This is a genomic window from Clavibacter nebraskensis NCPPB 2581 (assembly GCF_000355695.1).
In the GTDB taxonomy this organism is placed as follows: domain Bacteria; phylum Actinomycetota; class Actinomycetes; order Actinomycetales; family Microbacteriaceae; genus Clavibacter; species Clavibacter nebraskensis.
In genome coordinates this window covers 2,227,202-2,245,711 of record NC_020891.1, presented here as the reverse complement: position 1 = coordinate 2,245,711, position 18,510 = coordinate 2,227,202, and the positions used below count along the sequence as shown (strand labels likewise).

At 74.1% G+C, this 18,510-nt stretch carries 14 protein-coding genes; 11 read left to right on the top strand and 3 right to left on the bottom strand.

What is annotated here, in order from left to right; translation table 11 throughout:
• Positions 1 to 8: 8 nt before the first annotated feature.
• Positions 9 to 1,091 carry a 1-deoxy-D-xylulose-5-phosphate reductoisomerase gene (locus CMN_RS10530; RefSeq protein WP_015490794.1) on the top strand — a complete coding sequence of 361 codons (1,083 nt, stop codon included), beginning with the start codon at positions 9 to 11 and terminating at the stop codon, positions 1,089 to 1,091.
• Between the two features lie 153 nt (positions 1,092 to 1,244).
• On the opposite strand, the gene CMN_RS10525 is transcribed toward CMN_RS10530, so the two are convergent.
• Positions 1,245 to 1,835, bottom strand: a complete 591-nt coding sequence (locus CMN_RS10525; RefSeq protein ID WP_015490793.1) for a hypothetical protein — start codon at positions 1,833 to 1,835, stop codon at positions 1,245 to 1,247.
• Entirely contained in the window at positions 1,832 to 3,100 is a 1,269-nt protein-coding gene (locus tag CMN_RS10520; RefSeq protein ID WP_015490792.1) for a serine/threonine-protein kinase, read from the bottom strand. The genes CMN_RS10525 and CMN_RS10520 overlap by 4 nt, the downstream gene beginning before the upstream one ends.
• 136 nt (positions 3,101 to 3,236) lie before the next feature.
• Here CMN_RS10520 and CMN_RS10515 point away from each other — a divergent pair, with 136 nt between their 5' ends.
• From CMN_RS10515 to rbfA, 10 genes are all read left to right on the top strand, one after another.
• Entirely contained in the window at positions 3,237 to 4,661 is a 1,425-nt protein-coding gene (locus tag CMN_RS10515) for a M50 family metallopeptidase (protein WP_172638678.1), read from the top strand.
• Positions 4,662 to 4,783: 122 nt separating this feature from the next.
• Positions 4,784 to 5,929, top strand: coding sequence for a flavodoxin-dependent (E)-4-hydroxy-3-methylbut-2-enyl-diphosphate synthase (gene ispG, locus CMN_RS10510; protein ID WP_015490790.1), 1,146 nt, complete (start codon positions 4,784 to 4,786; stop codon positions 5,927 to 5,929).
• Positions 5,930 to 6,035: 106 nt separating this feature from the next.
• A complete protein-coding gene (locus CMN_RS10505) occupies positions 6,036 to 7,067 on the top strand; it encodes a 3-oxoacyl-ACP synthase III (protein ID WP_015490789.1) in 1,032 nt (343 codons plus the stop codon).
• 7 nt (positions 7,068 to 7,074) lie between these two features.
• Positions 7,075 to 9,741: an alpha/beta fold hydrolase gene (locus tag CMN_RS10500; protein ID WP_015490788.1), complete on the top strand. Its 2,667-nt coding sequence runs from the start codon at positions 7,075 to 7,077 to the stop codon at positions 9,739 to 9,741.
• On the top strand, positions 9,738 to 10,739 hold the full coding sequence (locus CMN_RS10495) for an NAD-dependent epimerase/dehydratase family protein (RefSeq protein ID WP_015490787.1): 1,002 nt from the start codon (positions 9,738 to 9,740) through the stop codon (positions 10,737 to 10,739). The genes CMN_RS10500 and CMN_RS10495 overlap by 4 nt, the downstream gene beginning before the upstream one ends.
• Before the next feature lie 31 nt (positions 10,740 to 10,770).
• A complete protein-coding gene (locus tag CMN_RS10490; RefSeq protein ID WP_015490786.1) occupies positions 10,771 to 12,543 on the top strand; it encodes a proline--tRNA ligase in 1,773 nt (590 codons plus the stop codon).
• A gap of 85 nt (positions 12,544 to 12,628) precedes the next feature.
• Complete coding sequence (gene nusA, locus CMN_RS10485; RefSeq protein WP_015490785.1) at positions 12,629 to 13,636, top strand: transcription termination factor NusA; 1,008 nt, start codon at positions 12,629 to 12,631, stop codon at positions 13,634 to 13,636.
• A 50-nt stretch (positions 13,637 to 13,686) separates the two neighbouring features.
• Positions 13,687 to 13,980 carry a YlxR family protein gene (locus CMN_RS14815; RefSeq protein ID WP_015490784.1) on the top strand — a complete coding sequence of 98 codons (294 nt, stop codon included), beginning with the start codon at positions 13,687 to 13,689 and terminating at the stop codon, positions 13,978 to 13,980.
• A gap of 96 nt (positions 13,981 to 14,076) precedes the next feature.
• Positions 14,077 to 16,911 carry a translation initiation factor IF-2 gene (infB, locus tag CMN_RS10480; RefSeq protein WP_015490783.1) on the top strand — a complete coding sequence of 945 codons (2,835 nt, stop codon included), beginning with the start codon at positions 14,077 to 14,079 and terminating at the stop codon, positions 16,909 to 16,911.
• A gap of 127 nt (positions 16,912 to 17,038) precedes the next feature.
• Complete coding sequence (rbfA, locus tag CMN_RS10475) at positions 17,039 to 17,563, top strand: 30S ribosome-binding factor RbfA (protein WP_015490782.1); 525 nt, start codon at positions 17,039 to 17,041, stop codon at positions 17,561 to 17,563.
• 43 nt (positions 17,564 to 17,606) lie between these two features.
• Here rbfA and CMN_RS10470 read toward each other — a convergent pair whose 3' ends face one another.
• On the bottom strand, positions 17,607 to 18,485 hold the full coding sequence (locus CMN_RS10470; protein WP_015490781.1) for an iron-sulfur binding domain-containing protein: 879 nt from the start codon (positions 18,483 to 18,485) through the stop codon (positions 17,607 to 17,609).
• Between the last annotated feature and the right edge of the window lie 25 nt (positions 18,486 to 18,510).

Sequence of the window (18,510 nt, the reverse complement as noted above, 5' to 3'; positions counted from 1 at the left end):
GAGCAGCCGTGCGCCGCGTCATCATCCTCGGATCCACCGGCTCCATCGGCGTGCAGGCCCTCGAGGTCGTCGCGCGGCACCCGGAGCTGTTCGAGGTGGTGGGGCTCGGCGCTGGCAGCAAGCGCGAGGCGCTCGCCGAGCAGGCGCGCCTCGCGGGCGTCGAGCACACGGCCCTCGGCGCGGACGAGGCGGAGCAGCTCATCCGCTCGGTCGACGCCGACGTGGTGCTCAACGGCATCACCGGATCCGTGGGGCTCGGCCCCACCCTCGCCGCGTTGGAGGAGGGCCGCACCCTCGCCCTCGCGAACAAGGAGTCGCTCATCGTCGGCGGCGAGCTGGTGCGCTCCCTCGCGGCGCCCGGCCAGCTCGTCCCCGTCGACTCGGAGCACTCGGCCATCGCGCAGGCGCTCCGGGGCGGCACGGCGGAGGAGGTCAGGCGCCTCGTCGTCACGGCGTCCGGCGGTCCGTTCCGCGGCCGCTCGCGCGCCGAGCTGGCGCACGTCACGCCGCGCGAGGCGCTCGCGCACCCCACCTGGGACATGGGCCTCGTCATCACGACCAACTCGTCGACGCTCGTGAACAAGGGCCTCGAGGTCATCGAGGCGCACCTGCTGTTCGACGTGCCCTACGAGCGGATCGACGTGGTCGTGCACCCGCAGTCGCTCGTGCACTCCATGGTCGAGTTCATCGACGGATCGACGCTCGCGCAGGCGTCCCCGCCCGACATGCGGCTCCCCATCGCGCTCGGGCTGAACTGGCCGCACCGCATGCACGACGTCGGCGTGCCCATCGACTGGACCCGCGCCGCGACGTGGACCTTCGAACCGCTCGACGACGAGGCCTTCCCCGCCGTGCTGCTCGCCAAGCAGGTGGGAGCCTCCGGATCCACGTACCCGGCCGTCTACAACGCGGCCAACGAGCAGGCCGTGCAGGCGTTCCACGCGGGGCGGGCGGGGTTCCTCGACATCGTCGACACCATCCGCCGCGTCGTCGACGCCCACGAGCCGGCGTCCGGTCCGCTCACGCGCGCGTCGCTGGCCGAGGCGGAGCGCTGGGCGCGCGCCGAGGCCGACCGGGTCCTCGGCGTCTGATCCGTCCCCCGGGCCGTCGGGATCCACGCGACGCCTCGTGACGCGCGCGGATCCCGGCTCGGCGCATCGTCTGAGCCGCGCTCGAGGCCGCGTCCGGACACCCCGGGCTCACCCGCCCCGGGCTCACACGTCCCGGCTCCGATGATCCCCGGCTCAGCCGTTCCCGGGCTTGCCGGGTCCGCCGTTCCCGTTCCCCGGGTTCCCGGGGCCGGCGTTCCCGTTCCCGTTGCCCGGGTCGCCCGGTCCGCCGTCCTCGTCGCCCGGCGTCGGGCTCGGGGTGGGGGAGGGCGTCGCCGGGCGCGTCGGGCTCGGCGTGGGCGAGGGCGTCGGCGTCGGCGAGGCCGAGGGCGACGGCGACGGGCTCGGGGACGGCGAGGTCGAGGGCGTGCGTGTGGTCTCCGCCGCGTCGCGGGCGGCCTCGAGCTGCGCGCGCACCGCGTCGATGCGCGCGATCACCTCGTCGTGCCGCGCCTGGTCGATGGATCCGTCGGCGAGGTCGGCCTCGACGGCCGCGCGGAGCTCCTCGAGCTGGGCGAGCGCCTTGGCGTAGTCGCCGTCGGCGGACGACTGCGTCACGGACTGCGTGCGCTGCTGGAGGTCGTCGAGCGCGCGGTCCTCCGGCGTCGACGCGCCCGCGCAGCCGGCGAGGAGGAGCACGGCGGTGGTCGCGGACGCGAGGCCGACCGCGGCCCGTCCGCGGAGCGAGCGCCGGCCGGGGCCGGGGCGGGGGGATGTGCGGATCACGGGGCGTCCTCCACGCTCTTCTGCAGCTCCTCGAGGCTGGCGCCGAGGGGTCCGGGGACCGACGGGTAGGAGGTGTCCTGGGTCTGCAGCGACTGCACGGTCACGACGCCCACGACGGCCGCCGCGGCGATCAGCACGGACACGACCGCGATGCTGAGGGCCCGGCTGCCGCGGCGCTTCGCCGGGACGCGATCCGCGCCGGGGCGGCCTTCGGCCGGGTCGGTCCTCGCGGTCGGGTCGTCGCCGTACGCGGCCGACGGCGACGACGCGGCGGCGAACCGCTCGGTCCGGGCGTCCCGATCCGCGGACGGCGCGGCGGAGGCAGCGGCCGCACCCGCGCCGGCGGCACCGAACCCGGCGGCAGCGGCGGCCGGCATCACCCGCGTCGACGTGGCCGTGGGCGCGTCCACCGCGGAGTCGGGCGCGCGCCCGGTCCGCAGCTCCGCGGTGACCTCGCGCGCAGTGGGCCGCATCGCGGGATCGCGCCGGGTCATGCGGCCGAGGAGGTCCACCCACGAGGCGCCGAGGCGGGCCGGGATCTCCGGGTCGCGGACCACGCGCGCCATGGTCGACTCGGCGGCCGTGCCCGGGAAGGTGCGGCGGCCGGTGAGGCACTCGAGGAGCACGAGGCCGAGCGCGTAGACGTCGGTGGGCGCGCCCACCTCCTCGCCGAGCGCCTGCTCGGGGCTGAGGTAGCTCACGGTGCCGACGATGGATCCGGTCGACGTGAGGCGCGTGCCGTCCACGAGCCGCGCGATCCCGAAGTCGGTGAGCTTGGCGGCGGCCGGCTCGTCGTCCTCCTCGGGTCGGGCGAGCAGCACGTTGGCGGGCTTCACATCGCGGTGCACGACGCCGCGGCGGTGGATGTAGCCGAGCGCGTCCGCGAGGATCCCGCCGATGCGCGCGACCTCGGGCCCGGGCAGCGGCCCCTCCTTCATGCGGTCGGCGAGCGTGGTGCCGTCGACGATCTCCATCACGATGAAGGCGAGCACGCGGTCGGCGACGACGTCGTCGCCCACGTCGAACAGGGTCACGAGGCCCGGGTGGCTGAGGCCGGCGAGCATGCGCACCTCGCCCTCCTGGCGCTCGACCTCGGCCGGGTCGGCGGAGTCGGTCGCGAAGACCTTGACGGCGACCTCGCGGCCGAGCGTCTCGTCGGATGCGCGGTACACGGTGGCCATGCCGCCGCGTCCGAGCAGCCCGCTGATGCGGTAGCGGCCGGCCAGCAGCGTGCCGGCGAGCGGGTCGGGCCGTTCTCCGGGCATGGGCGCACCTCTCGTCACGGGTTCCCAGACTAGCCGGGGCTCCTGGGCGGCACCCGTCCGGCGCGGTCGGCGGCCAGCCTGCGGATCCGCGCCGCGGGGGCGTCCGCCCAGGGTGCGGGAGGTAGCGTCTCCCACCATGGACGGCGTCTTCCTCTACATCCTCGGGGTGCTCATCATCGTGGTCGGCGTCGCCGTGTCCATCGGCCTCCACGAGGTCGGGCACCTGGTGCCCGCGAAGCTCTTCGGCGTGCGCGTCACGCAGTACATGATCGGCTTCGGGCCGACGATCTTCAGCCGCCGCAAGGGCGAGACCGAGTACGGCGTGAAGGCCATCCCGCTCGGCGGCTACATCTCCATGATCGGCATGTTCCCGCCGCAGAGCTCGCGCGCCGGCACGAGCAGCACGGGGATCGCCCAGCTCGTCGGGCCGGACAGCCGCCGCGGTGCCGCCGACGCCGGATCCCCGGCCGCCCCCGACGCCGACGACCGCGCCGGCCGCGGCTTCTTCGACCTCCTCGTGCAGGACGCCCGCCAGGCGAGCGCCGAGAGCGTGGGCGACGAGGAGGACCGCGCCTTCTACAAGCTGCCCGTGCTCAAGCGCATGGTGATCATGCTGGGCGGCCCGGCCATGAACTTCCTCCTCGCGATCGTGCTGTTCGCGATCGTGCTCTGCGGGTTCGGCGTCACGACGCCCACCACCACGGTCGGCCAGGTGAACGCGTGCATCGTGCCCGCCGGATCCACCTCGTCGGCCGACGCGGCCACCTGCCCCGCCGGCGCCCCCGAGGCCCCGGGCGCGGCGGCCGGCCTCCAGCCCGGCGACACGATCGTCAGCATCGACGGCACGCCGATCACCGCGTGGGACCAGGTCACGAGCACGGTCCAGGTCTCCGCGGGCAAGGAGCTCGACGTCGTCGTGGAGCGCGACGGCGCGCGGCAGACGCTCGCCATCACGCCCGTGCTCACGCAGCAGGCCGTGATCGGCCAGCGCGGCGCTCCCGAGGTCGACGAGCAGGGGAACCCGGTCACGCGCGAGGTCGGCCTCATCGGCTTCAGCCCCACGCAGGCCGTGCAGCAGCAGCCGCTCTCGGCCGCCTTCACCACCACGGGCGAGAACATGGCCGCGGTCGGGAACCTCATCCTCAACCTCCCTCAGCGTCTGGTGGACGTCGGCCGCGCCGCGTTCGGCGGCGGCGAGCGCGACCCGAACGGGCCCATGAGCGTCGTCGGCGTCGGCCGCGTCGCGGGCGAGATCGCGAGCCTCGACGAGACGCCCGTCGCCTCGCGCGCCTCGGCCATGATCGGCCTGGTCGCCTCGCTCAACGTGGCGCTCGGAATGATCAACCTGCTGCCGCTCCTGCCGCTCGACGGCGGCCACGTGCTCGGCGCGATCGTCGAGGGCGTCCGCCGCTTCCTGGCGAAGGCGTTCGGCCGGCGCGACCCGGGGCCGGTCGACGTCGCGAAGCTCATGCCGCTGACGTTCGTGGTCGTGATCGTGTTCGGCGCCATGAGCGCGCTGCTGATCTTCGCCGACCTGGTGAACCCCGTCCGGCTGACCTGACCTCGCCCAGCGCCTGACCTCGCCCAGCGCCTGACCTCGCCCCGCGCCCGACGCCGCCCGCGCCCGGCGCCCCGCGCCCCCGACGCACCGGGCGCGCAGGAATCGGACGTAGGCTCTCTCCCGTGCCAGCAGTCAATCTCGGAATGCCGAAGGTCCCTGAGGTCCTCGCGCCCCGCCGCAAGACCCGTCAGATCAGCGTCGGCAAGGTGAAGGTGGGCGGGAACGCCCAGGTCAGCGTCCAGTCGATGACGACCACGCAGACGACCAACATCAACGCGACGCTCCAGCAGATCGCCGAGCTCACGGCCACGGGCTGCGACATCGTGCGCGTCGCGGTGCCGCACCAGGACGACGCGGACGTGCTGCACATCCTGGCCAAGAAGAGCCAGATCCCGATCATCGCGGACATCCACTTCCAGCCCCGCTACGTCTTCACGGCCATCGACGCCGGCGTCGGCGCGGTGCGGGTGAACCCCGGCAACATCCGCAAGTTCGACGACCAGGTCGGCGCCATCGCGAAGGCCGCCAAGGCCGCGGGCACCTCGATCCGCATCGGCGTCAACGCCGGATCCCTGCACCCGAGCCTCCTGCAGAAGTACGGCAAGGCCACGCCCGAGGCGCTCGTCGAGTCCGCCGTGTGGGAGGCCAGCCTCTTCGAGGAGCACGACTTCCACGACTTCAAGATCTCGGTCAAGCACAACGACCCCGTCGTCATGGTGAAGGCCTACCGCCTGCTCGCCGAGCGCGGCGACTGGCCCCTGCACCTCGGCGTCACCGAGGCCGGGCCGGCCTTCCAGGGCACCATCAAGAGCGCGACCGCGTTTGGGATCCTGCTCTCCGAGGGCATCGGCGACACTATCCGCGTCTCCCTCTCCGCGCCGCCGGCCGAGGAGGTGAAGGTGGGCCTGCAGATCCTGCAGTCGCTCAACCTCCGCGAGCGCAAGCTCGAGATCGTCTCCTGCCCGAGCTGCGGCCGCGCCCAGGTCGACGTGTACTCGCTCGCCGAGCAGGTCACCGAGGGCCTCAAGCACGTCAACGTGCCGCTGCGCGTCGCCGTCATGGGCTGCGTCGTCAACGGACCGGGCGAGGCCCGCGAGGCCGAGCTCGGCGTCGCGTCCGGCAACGGCCGCGGGCAGATCTTCGTCAAGGGCGAGGTCATCAAGACCGTGCCCGAGGCCGAGATCGTCCAGACGCTCATCGAGGAGGCCAACCGCCTCGCCGCGGAGATGCCCGCGGGATCCATCGGCAGCCCCGAGATCCTCGTCTAGTCCTTCCTTCCCCACCCGCAAGCGCAGGCGGCGGCGCGTCCGCGCGCGCCGGCTGCGCGTAGGCTCTGCTAGTCGTCCGCCCGGCGGACCGCCCCACGAACTGAGGATGCTGTTGAACGGTAACGCCACTTTCCGGCATCGGAACACCTCCCTGCTGGGGCTCGCCAGCGTCCTCGCCCCGCACACCGTGACCTCGGTCGAGATCGACGACCGCCTGAAGCCCGTGCTCTCGCGCCTGCGTCTCCCCACCGGTCTCCTGCAGCGCGTCGCGGGCGTGCTCGAGCGCCGCAACTGGGACACGTCGATGTCCTTCGACGCGGCCGCCACCGAGGCCGGGCGCACGGCGCTCGCGCAGGCCGGCGTCCAGCCGTCGCAGATCGGTCTGCTCATCAACACGTCCGTCACGCGCGCGCACCTCGAGCCGAGCGTCGCGGTCAGCATCCACAACGGCCTCGGCCTGCCGTCGTCCGCCCTCAACTTCGACATCGCCAACGCGTGCCTCGGCTTCGTCAACGCGATGACGCTCGCGGGCCACCTCATCGACTCGGGCCAGATCGACTACGCGATGATCGTCGACGGCGAGGACGCCGGCGAGATCCGCCACAACACGGTCGCCCGCCTGCTCCGCCCGGAGACCACGCGCGCCGACTTCCTCAGCGAGTTCCCCAGCCTCACGCTCGGCGCGGGCGCGGCGGCAGCGGTGCTCGGGCGCACGAGCGACCACCCCGAGGGGCACCGGATCCTCGGCGGCGTCACGCGCGCGGCGACCCAGCACCACGAGCTCTGCATCGGCGACGTGGACGGCATGTTCACCGACACGAAGGAGCTGCTCCGCGGCGGCATGGAGCTCGTCGTCGACGCGTGGAAGGAAGCCGCCCAGGACGACTGGGAGTGGTCGGACATGGACCGCTACATCCTCCACCAGGTGTCGGACGTGCACACCAACGCGATCGTCAAGGCCGCGAAGCTCGACAAGTCGCGCGTGCCGCTCACCTACCCGCGCTACGGCAACGTCGGTCCCGCGAGCATCCCCATCACGCTCGCCGACCAGGCCGACAGCCTCAGCCGCGGCGACCGCGTGCTCTGCATGGGCGTGGGCTCCGGCCTCAACACGGCCATGACCGAGATCCTCTGGTAGCCGCGGCGTGAGCGCATCGGCCGCGGTCGACGCGGCGACCGTCCCCGCGGCAGGCCCCGACGGGCTGCCGCTGCCCGGCCTCGATCCCGCCTGGTCGCGCGTCGTGCGCGCGGGCGGGCACGGCTGGCACCTGCTCGACACGGGGGAGCGGCTGGCGGCCACGGGCGCGCCCGTCGCGGGCACGATCCTGTGCGTGCACGGGAACCCCACCTGGTCGTACCTGTGGCGGCGCATCGCGGCGGAGTCGCTGGCGCGCGCCGAGCGGGATCCGTCGCGGCCGGCCTGGCGCGTGGTCGCCGTCGACCAGCTCGACATGGGCTTCTCCGAGCGCACGGGCACCGCGCGCACGCTGCCGACGCGGCTCGACGACCTGCAGGCGCTCACCGACGAGCTCGGGCTCTCGGGATCCGCCGCCAGGGCGCCCGTGGTCACGCTCGGCCACGACTGGGGCGGCGTCGTCAGCCTCGGCTGGGCGCTCCGCAACCGCGACGTGCTCGCCGGGGTCATGGCGCTCAACACGGCCGTGCACCAGGAGGAGGGCGTGCCCATCCCGTGGCCGCTGCGGCTCGCGCTCGCCACGGGGATCCACGACGCCGCCACGCGCGGCACGCCCGGCTTCCTCGCCACCACGCTCGCGCTCGCGCACCCGCCGCTGGATCCCGCCGTGCGGCGCGCGTTCGCGGCGCCGTACCGGGGTGCCGACCGCCGCGCCGGGATCCGCGGCTTCGTCGCCGACATCCCCGTGGGCCCCGCGCACCCCAGCCACGCGACCCTCACGTCCATCGCCGAGGGCCTCCGCGACCTCGACGTGCCTGCCCTGTTCGTCTGGGGCCCGCGCGACCCGATCTTCTCCGACGTCTACCTCTCCGACCTCCTCGAGCGCCTGCCGCACGCCGAGGTGCACCGCGTCGAGGGCGCCGGCCACCTCGTCGCCGAGGACCACGACTACGCCTCGGCCGCGCTCGACTGGCTCGCGGACCGGATCGCGCCCGGATCCGACCGTTCGCCGGCGCCCGCTCGCGCCGCCGCCCCGGTCCGCCCGCTCGGCGCGCTCCTCGAGGAGCTGCGCGACAGCGACGATCCCGTCCTCGTGGAGATGGCGCCGCGCGGCGGCGGCGGTCCGCGCACCGTGTCCTGGCGGCTGCTCTCGCGCCGCGTGCGCGAGATCGCGGCGGGCCTCCACGCCCGCGGGCTCCGCGCGGGCGATCGCGTCTCGCTCCTCGTACCGCCGGGCGCCGACCTCACCGCCCTCCTCTACGCGTGCCTCCGCATCGGCGCGATCGTCGTGGTCGCCGACGCGGGCCTCGGCGTGAAGGGCCTCGGGCGCGCGGTCGCGGGATCCCGCCCCGACATGGTCGTCGGCATCCCCGCCGGCCTCGCCCTCGCGCGCGCCCTCGGCTGGCCGGGGGAGCGGATCTCCGTCACGACGCTCGCGCCGCCCGTCGCCCGCGCGCTCGGCGTCGCCGCGAGCCTGCCGGAGATCGCCCGCGACGGCCGCGCACAGGTCCTGCCGCCCGAGCCCGCGGCGGACGACGACGCCGCGATCCTCTTCACCTCGGGATCCACGGGCCCCGCCAAGGGCGTCGTCTACACGCACCGCCAGCTCGCCGCCCTCCGCGACACCCTCGGCTCCCGCTTCGACGTGGGCGTCGGCACCGGGCTCGTCGCGGGCTTCGCGCCGTTCGCGCTGCTCGGCCCCGCGCTCGGCGCCACGAGCGTCACGCCCGACATGGACGTGACCCGGCCGCGCGACCTCACCGCGTCCGCCCTCGCCGCCGCGGCCCGCGCGGCCGACGCCACGGTCGTCTTCGCGTCGCCCGCCGCGCTCGCCAACGTGGTCGCGACCGCGGACGCGCTGACGGACGCGGACCGCGCGGCGCTCGGCCGCGTCCGCTCGCTCCTGTCCGCCGGGGCCCCGCTCTCGGAGGCGCTGCTCACGCGCGCCGCCGCGCTCGTCCCGGCCGCCCAGGTCCACACGCCCTACGGGATGACCGAGGGGCTGCTGCTCACCGACGTGACGTTGGAGGGGATCCGCGACGCCGCCCGTCGCGGCGACGCCGGCGTCTGCGTCGGCGTCCCCGTCGACCCGGTCGACATCCGCATCAGCCGGCTCGACGCCGACGGCGCCGCGACCGGCGCCCTCACGTCCGAGCCGGGCGTCACGGGCGAGATCGTCGCCGCCGCCCCGCACGTGCACGACCGGTACGACCGCCTGCACGTCACCGACCGCGCGGCCCGCCGTGACTCGGCCGACGGGATCCGCCGCCACCGCACGGGCGACGTCGGCCACCTCGACGCCCAGGGCGCGCTCTGGGTCGAGGGCCGCCTGCCGCACGTGATCACCACGGCCGACGGCGTGCTCACGCCCGTCGGCCCCGAGCAGCGTGCCGAGTCCGCGCCCGGCGTCGGTCGCGCCGCGGCCGTGGGCGTCGGACCCGCGGGCGTGCAGCAGCTCGTCCTCGTGGTCGAGACCGTGCCCGCCGCGCGTCGCGTCGGCCTCGCGGGCGCGGACCTCGCCGGTGTCGTGCGCGCGGCGGTCGGCGACCCGGTCGCCGCCGTGATCGTCGTGCCCGTGCTCCCCACAGACGTCCGCCACAACTCCAAGGTCGACCGGGCGCGCCTCGGGCGCTGGGCCGCGGGGATCCTCGCGGGCGGTCGGGTCACGGCCCCGTGATCGTCCTCGTCACGGGCGCCAGCGGGATGCTCGGCCGCGCCGTCGCCGAGCGTCTCGCGGCCGCGGGGCGCGCGGTCCGCACCTTCCAGCGCCAGCCGTCCGGCCTCGCGGCGAGCGGCACGCAGCCGGTGCCGGGATCCGTCGTCGACCTCCGCGGCAGCGTCACCGACCCGGCCGCCATCGTCCGCGCGGTCGACGGCGTCGACGCCGTGATCCACCTCGCCGCCAAGGTCTCGCTCGCGGGCGACCCGGCCGACTTCCGCGCCGTCAACGTCGAGGGCACGCGCTCGCTGCTCGAGGCGGCGCGCGCGGCCGGCGTGACGCGGTTCGTGCACGTCTCCTCGCCGTCCGTCGCGCACACGGGCCTCTCCATCACGGGCGACGGCGCGGGCCCCGCGGATCCCGTCCGCGCCCGCGGCGACTACGCCCGCACCAAGGCCGAGGGCGAGCTGATCGCGCTGGCCGCCGACGACCCCGCGATGCGCGTGCTCGCCGTCCGTCCGCATCTCGTCTGGGGCCCGGGCGACACCCAGCTCGTCGCCCGCATCGTCGACCGCGCCGCCCGAGGCCGCCTGCCCCTCCTCGGCCACGGCGCCGCGCTCATCGACACCGTCTACCGCGACAACGCGGCCGACGCGATCGTCGCCGCCCTCGCCGCCGCCGACACCGCGCACGGCCGCGCGTACGTCGTCACCAACGGCGAGCCGCGCCCCGTCGCCGAGCTCCTCGCGGGCATGTGCCGCGCGGCAGGCGTGCCCGTGCCGCGGATCCGCGTGCCCGCCGCCCTCGCCCGCGCCGCCGGGGGAGCGGTGGAGCGCGTCTGGGCCGTGCGCCCCGGGTCCGACGAGCCGCCCATGACCCGCTTCCTCGCCGAGCAGCTCTCCACGGCGCACTGGTTCGACCAGCGCGAGACCCGCCGCGCGCTCGGCTGGACCCCCGCCGTCTCCCTCGACGAGGGCTTCGAGCGCCTGCGTCTCGCGTACGCCGCCGCGCGCTGAGGCGGCCCGCGCGGATCGCTAGGCTGATCCGGTGTCCACACGCCTCTCGAAGCTCTTCGTCCGCACCCTCCGGGAAGATCCCGTCGACGCCGAGGTGGCCAGCCACCGCCTCCTCGTGCGCGCCGGCTACATCCGCCGCCAGGCCCCCGGCATCTTCGCCTGGCTGCCCCTCGGCCTCCGCGTCAAGAACAAGGTCGAGGCCATCGTCCGCGAGGAGATGGAGCGCATCGGCGCCCAGGAGGTGCACTTCCCCGCGCTGCTGCCCGCCGAGCCGTTCCAGGCCACCGGCCGCTACGACGAGTACGGCCCCGGGATGTTCCGCCTCGAGGACCGCAAGCGCGCGCCCATGGTGCTCGCGCCCACGCACGAGGAGTTCTTCGCGCTGCTCGTGAAGGACCTCTACTCGAGCTACAAGGACCTGCCCCTGTCGATCTTCCAGATCCAGGACAAGTACCGCGACGAGGCCCGCCCCCGCGCCGGCATCCTCCGCGGCCGCGAGTTCACGATGAAGGACGCGTACTCGTTCGACATCACCGACGAGGCCCTGTCCGTGAGCTACCAGGCGCAGCGCGACGCCTACGAGCGGATCTTCCAGCGCCTGGGCCTCGAGTACGTCATCGTCGCCGCCGACGCGGGCGCCATGGGCGGGTCCAAGAGCGAGGAGTTCCTGCACCCCACGCCCATCGGCGAGGACACCTTCGTGCGGTCGCCCGGCGGTTACGCGGCCAACGTCGAGGCGTTCACGACGCTCGTGCCCGACGCGATCCCGATCGAGGGCCAGCCCGCCGCGCGCGTCTTCGACTCGCCCGACACCCCCACCATCGCCACCCTCGTCGACCTCGCGAACGCGCGGGAGCCGCGCGAGGACGGCCGCGCCTGGACCGCCGCCGACACCCTGAAGAACATCGTCCTCGCGCTCACCCACCTCGACGGCACGCGCGAGCTCGTCGTCGTCGGGATCCCCGGCGACCGTGACATCGACCTCAAGCGCGCCGAGGTCGCCTTCTTCCCCGCCGAGGTCGAGCCCGCCACCGCGGCCGACCTCGCGAAGCAGCCCGGCCTCGTCACGGGCTACATCGGCCCGTGGTCGGAGGAGGGCCCCGTCCTCGGATCCACCTCGAGCACGAAGGTGCGCTACGTGGTCGACCCGCGCGTGGTCGACGGCACCTCGTGGATCACCGGCGCCAACGTCGCCGGGAAGCACGTGCTCTCGCTCGTCGCCGGCCGCGACTTCACGCCCGACGGCGTGGTCGAGGCCGCGGACGTCCGCGACGGCGACCCCGCGCCCGACGGCTCCGGCCCCATCACCGCGGGCCGCGGCACCGAGATCGGCCACGTCTTCGAGCTCGGCCGCAAGTACGCGGAGGCCCTCGGCCTCAAGGTGCTCGACGAGAACGGCAAGCTCGTCACGGTCGCGATGGGCTCGTACGGCATCGGCATCACGCGCAACCTCGCGCTCGTCGCCGAGGCCACGCAGGACGGTCGCGGCCTCCTGTGGCCCGCCTCCATCAGCCCGTTCGACGTCCACGTCGTCATGACCGGCAAGGACGAGGGCGTGCGGACCGCCTCCGAGGAGCTCGTCGACGCGCTCGACGCCGCCGGCCTCGACGTGCTCTTCGACGACCGCCCCAAGGTGTCGCCCGGCGTGAAGTTCGGCGACGCCGAGCTGATCGGCGTGCCCACCATCGTCATCGTCGGCCGCGGCGCCGTCGACGGCATGGCGGAGCTCTGGGACCGCCGCACGGACGAGCGCACGCCCGTCGCGCTCGCCGACGTCGTGGGCGCGCTCACCGCCGAACGCTGATCCGCCCGCGCCCCCGCCCGAGGCTGCCCGACCCCTCCCGGTCGGGTAGCCTCGAGTTCTTCCAATCGAATAGAGGAGTCGCACCGTGGACATCGACCTGAGCGTCTTGCGCCTGATGGAGCGCGAGCGCGAGATCCCGTTCGAGGAGCTCGTCTCGATCATCGAGCAGGCCATCCTCACCGCCTACCTCAAGCACACCGACCAGGCCGACGCCAAGCCCGTCGCCGACGGCGTGCCCGCCGCCCGCGTGCACCTGGACCGCAAGACCGGCCACGTCTCCGTGCACGTCCCCGAGCTCGACGAGGACGGCCTCGTCATCGGCGAGTCCGAGGACAGCCCGAGCGACTTCGGCCGCATCGCCGCGTTCGCCGCCAAGCAGGTCATCAACCAGCGCCTGCGCGACATCGGCGACGACCGCATCCTCGGCGAGTTCAAGGGCCGCGAGGGCGACATCGTCGCGGGCGTGATCCAGCAGGGCCCGAACCCGCGCATGATCCACGTCGACCTCGGCACCATCGAGGCGATCCTCCCGCCCGAGGAGCAGGTGCCCGGCGAGAAGTACGTGCACGGCTCGCGCCTGCGCGTGTACGTCACGAGCGTCTCGCGCGGCGCCAAGGGCCCGCAGATCACGGTCTCGCGCACGCACCCGTCGCTCGTCCGCAAGCTGTTCGCGCTCGAGGTGCCGGAGATCGCGCAGGGCCTCGTCGAGATCGTCTCGCTCGCCCGCGAGGCCGGTCACCGCACCAAGATCGCGGTGCGCGCGACCGAGCCCGGCATCAACGCCAAGGGCGCCTGCATCGGCGAGCTGGGGCAGCGCGTCCGCGCGGTCACGGCCGAGCTCAACGACGAGAAGATCGACATCGTCGACTACTCCGAGTCGCTGCCCGTCTTCGTCGGCAACGCGCTCTCGCCCGCCCGGGTCACGAGCTCGTTCGTCATCGACCAGGCGACCAAGGCCGTGCGCGCGCTCGTGCCCGACTACCAGCTGTCGCTCGCCATCGGCAAGGAGGGGCAGAACGCCCGCCTCGCCGCCAAGCTCACGGGCGCGAAGATCGACATCCAGCCGGACTCGATCCTCGAGGGCGACGACTGAGCGCCGCCCGCCGAGAGCCTGCCTCCCCGCCGCCGGACGGAGGGGGTAGTATGGATCCGGTAAGAACGTGCGTCGGCTGTCGTCGGCGTGCCCCGAGGTCCGCTTTGCTGCGGATCGTCGCCGATCCCCCCACCCGATCCCTCGTCGTCGACGAGCGCGCGGTGATGGCCGGCAGGGGCGCGTGGATCCATCCGACCATCGAGTGCATCGACAGAGCGATCGCGCGGCGTGCCTTCGGGCGGGCCCTGCGGAGCGACGCGGCGCTCGACCCCGCAGCTCTTGGGGGACTACGAGAGCGGCTCGCGGCCCAGCCGAGCGCGCGAGCATCCGAGAGAACAGGCTGAACGGCACATGGACAACTAATGAGCGGCTCGAAATGAGATCCGTCCAGCACTAGCGGTCCCCTCCTGCCTGGGAGAGGACCCCCAGACAGGAGAACAGTGGCAAAACCACGCGTACACGAGATCGCCGCCGAGATCGGCGTCGACAGCAAGACCGCACTCGCCAAGCTCAAGGAGATGGGCGAGTTCGTCAAGGGACCGTCGTCGAGCATCGAGCCCCCCGTGGCCCGCAAGCTCAAGGCGGCCCTCGAGGCAGCGGGCGTCACCGGACAGGCCGCGGCTCCCGCCGCAGCACCGTCGTCCGCCTCCCAACCCGGCGCCCGTTCGTCGGCCCCGAAGCCCGGCGGTCGTCCCACCCCCGGCCCGCAGCCCACGGCCGCTCCCGAGCCGGAGGCCCCCGAGGCGTCCGACGTCCCGGTCCCGGCGAAGCCGCTGACCGTCGCGGAGCGCCAGGCCCAGGCCGAGGCGAGCCGCAAGGCCGCCGCGGAGGAGAAGGCGCAGGCCGAGAAGTCGGCCGCGTCCGCCAACCCCGAGGCCCCCGCCGCCGAGGCACCGAGCGCCCCGCGCCCGGACGCCGGCAGCGCGCCCGCCCCCTCCACCGGCATCCCGCGTCCCGGGATCCCGCGTCCGGCGGCCCCGCGCCCCGGCAACAACCCCTTCGCGAGCAACCAGGGCATGGGCACCAAGCCCCGCCCGGGCAACAACCCGTTCGCGAGCAACCAGGGCATGGGCCAGCGCCCCGCCGCGGGAGCCGCAGGCCCCCGTCCGGCCGCTCCCCGTCCCGGATCCCCCCGCCCCGGTGCCCCGCGTCCCGGCGGCGTCGGCCAGGGCGCGCGCCCGGCCGGCTTCGGCCAGCGGCCCGCGGGTGCGGGTCGTCCCGGCGGAGCACCCGGTGGAGCGGGACGCCCCGGCGCGCCCGCGGCCGGTGGCTTCCAGCGTCCGGCCGGCGGCTTCGCCGGTCGTCCCGGTGGCGGCGGCCGTGGTCGCGGCCCCGGCGGCGGCACCGCGGGTGCCTTCGGGCGCGGCGGCGGCAAGAGCAAGTCGCGCAAGTCGAAGCGGACGAAGAGGGCCGAGTTCGAGCTGCGCGAGGCCCCGTCGCTGGGTGGCGTCAGCGTCCCCCGCGGCGACGGCAACACCATCGTCCGCCTGCGTCGCGGCGCCTCCATCTCGGACTTCGCCGACAAGATCGACGCGAGCCCCGGCAACCTGGTGACCGTGCTGTTCCACCTCGGTGAGATGGCCACGGCGACCGAGTCGCTCGACGAGGCCACCTTCGAGGTGCTCGGCACGGAGCTCGGCTACAAGATCCAGGTCGTCTCCCCGGAGGACGAGGACCGCGAGCTGCTCGAGGGCTTCGACATCGACCTCGACCAGGAGCTCGACGACGAGGACGACGACGTGCTGGAGATCCGGCCGCCCGTCGTCACCGTCATGGGCCACGTCGACCACGGAAAGACCCGCCTGCTCGACGCCATCCGCAACGCCAACGTCATCGAGGGCGAAGCGGGCGGCATCACGCAGCACATCGGCGCGTACCAGGTCTGGGCGCCGCACGAGGGCTACGAGCGCGCCATCACCTTCATCGACACCCCGGGTCACGAGGCGTTCACCGCCATGCGCGCCCGTGGTGCGCAGGTCACCGACATCGCGATCCTCGTGGTCGCGGCCGACGACGGCATCATGCCGCAGACGGTGGAGGCCCTGAACCACGCCCAGGCGGCGAACGTGCCGATCGTGGTCGCGGTCAACAAGGTCGACAAGGAGGGGGCCAACCCCGCCAAGGTGCGCCAGCAGCTCACCGAGTACGGCCTGGTCGCCGAGGAGTACGGCGGAGACGTCATGTTCGTCGACGTCTCGGCGCTCACCGGCAAGGGCGTGGAGGACCTCCTCGAGGCCGTCCTGCTCACCGCCGACGCCGGTCTCGACCTGCGCAGCAACCCGAACAAGGACGCGCGCGGCGTGGCCATCGAGGCCCGCCTCGACAAGGGCCGCGGTGCGGTCGCGACCGTCCTCATCCAGTCGGGCACGCTCCGCGTGGGCGACGCCATCGTGGCGGGCACGGCCTACGGCCGCGTCCGGGCGATGATGGACGAGAACGGCGACGCGGTCCACGAGGCCTACCCCTCGCGGCCGGTCCAGGTCCAGGGCCTCTCGTCGGTCCCCGGCGCGGGCGACACCTTCCTCGTCACCGAGGAGGACCGCACCGCCCGTCAGATCGCCGAGAAGCGCGAGGCCGTCGAGCGCAACGCGCAGCTGGCCAAGGCCCGCAAGCGCATCAGCCTCGAGGACTTCACGCGTGCGCTGGAGGAGGGCAAGGTCGAGTCCCTCAACCTCATCATCAAGGGCGACGTGTCCGGTGCCGTCGAGGCGCTGGAGGAGTCGCTCATGAAGATCGAGGTGGACGACTCCGTGCAGCTGCGGATCATCCACCGCGGCGTCGGAGCGGTCACCGAGAGCGACGTCAACCTGGCGACGATCGACAACGCGATCATCATCGGGTTCAACGTCCGCCCCGACCCGAAGGCCCGTGCACGTGCGGCTCGCGAGGGCGTCGACATCCGCTTCTACAGCGTCATCTACTCGGCGCTCGAGGAGATCGAGTCGAGCCTCACGGGCATGCTCAAGCCCGAGTTCGAGGAGGTCCAGTCCGGCGTCGCCGAGATCCGCGAGGTGTTCCGCTCCTCCAAGTTCGGCAACATCGCGGGTGTCATCGTCCGCTCGGGCACCATCACCAGGAACGCCAAGGCGCGGGTCATCCGCGACGGCGTGGTGGTGGGCGACAACCTGGCCATCGAGTCGCTGCGCCGGTTCAAGGACGACGTGTCCGAGGTCCGCACGGACTTCGAGGCGGGCATCGGCCTCGGCAAGTTCAACGACATCCAGATCGGCGACGAGATCGAGACGATCGAGATGAAGGAGAAGCCGCGGGTCTGACCCCGGCCGATCCGGGCCCCGCTCCCCACCAGGGGAGCGGGGCCCTCCCCGTCCCGCCACCAGCGGGGCACCAGCAAGGCGCCAGGCGAGCACGCCCGGCGAGCAGCGTCACGGAAGGACGTCGACCATGGTCGATCACGCGAGGGCCAGGAAGATGGCCGACCGCATCAAGGAGATCGTCGCGCGCAAGCTCGACCGGGGGATCAAGGACCCGCGTCTCGGATTCGTGACCGTCACCGACGTGCGCGTCACGGGCGACCTGCAGCACGCCAGCATCTTCTACACGGTCTACGGCACCGACGAGGAGCGCGCCGACACCGCCGCCGCACTCAAGTCCGCCACCGGCATGCTGCGCAGCGAGGTGGGCAAGAACATCACCGCGCGCCTCACGCCGTCGCTCGAGTTCATCCTCGACGGCGTGCCCGAGAACGCGGCCGCGATCGACGCCCTCCTCGAGGAGGCGCGCCGCCGCGACGCAGACGTGCAGGCGCAGGCGAAGGCCGGCGTCTACGCGGGCGACGAGGACCCGTACGTCAAGCCCCGCGTGATCGGCGAGGACGACGACGAGGACGACGACGCGGACGATGACGCGGACGACGAGGACGGCGACGACGTCGACCGCTCGGCGCCCGGGTACGAGCCCGCGAACTGATCCATCCGGTCGGCCGGCACCCGCGCCGGTCGGCCGCCGCCGGTCAGCTGGGCAGGGCGTACGTGCCGTCGGGCTGCCGCACCGCGAGCCCGTCGGCGATGAGCCCGTCGAGCGCGCGCCCGCGCTGCACGGGCTCCGGCCATGCGGTCGCGAGGTCGGCGGCGCTCACGGGGGAGTGGCTCGATCGGAGCTCGGCGAGCAGAAGGCCGCGCACCTGGCGGTCGGATCCCTCGTACCTCTTCTGCGTGACGCGCGCCGGCCCGTCGTAGGCCGGGTACCCGGCGGCCCGCCATGCGCACAGGTCGCGCACCGGGCAGTCGTCGCAGCGCGGCGCGCGGGCCGTGCAGACCACCGCGCCCAGCTCCATCGCCCCGGCGTTGAACAGGCGGGCCTCCGCGACGTCGTCCGGCAGCTGCGCCTCCATCGCGGCGAGGTCGGCCGTCGTGCGTGCCGGCCCGGGATCGCCCTGCCCCGCGACCGCGCGCGCGAGCACGCGGCGCACGTTGACGTCGACGACCGGGTGCCGGTGCCCGAACGCGAACGCCGCGACCGCGCGCGCCGTGTACGGGCCGACGCCGGGCAGGTCGAGCAGGGCGTCCACGTCCTCCGGCACCTCGCCGCCGTGCCGCTCGACGATCGCGACCGCGCACGCGTGCAGGGCGAGCGCCCGTCGTGGATAGCCGAGGCGGCCCCACGCGCGGACGGCCTCGCTGGCCGGCGTCGACGCGAGGGCCGCGGGCACGGGCCAGCGCGCCAGCCACTCCTCGAGCCGCGGGATCACGCGGACCACGGGCGTCTGCTGCAGCATGAACTCGCTGACGAGGATGCCCCAGGATCCGAACCCCTCGCGCCGCCAGGGCAGGTCGCGGGCGTTCTGCCGGAACCACGCGGTGATCCGGGGGGCGATGGCGGTCTCCGGCATCCGGCCAGCGTACGAGACGAGGAGC

Bases quoted from the DNA above. Each gene is read 5' to 3' on its own strand.
- rbfA (WP_015490782.1), top strand. From the start codon at position 17,039: ATGGTCGATCACGCGAGGGCCAGGAAGATGGCCGACCGCATCAAGGAG.
- CMN_RS10515 (WP_172638678.1), top strand. From the start codon at position 3,237: ATGGACGGCGTCTTCCTCTACATCCTCGGGGTGCTCATCATCGTGGTC.
- CMN_RS10470 (WP_015490781.1), bottom strand. From the start codon at position 18,485: ATGCCGGAGACCGCCATCGCCCCCCGGATCACCGCGTGGTTCCGGCAG.
- CMN_RS10520 (WP_015490792.1), bottom strand. From the start codon at position 3,100: ATGCCCGGAGAACGGCCCGACCCGCTCGCCGGCACGCTGCTGGCCGGC.
- CMN_RS10505 (WP_015490789.1), top strand. From the start codon at position 6,036: ATGCTGTTGAACGGTAACGCCACTTTCCGGCATCGGAACACCTCCCTG.
- CMN_RS14815 (WP_015490784.1), top strand. From the start codon at position 13,687: ATGGATCCGGTAAGAACGTGCGTCGGCTGTCGTCGGCGTGCCCCGAGG.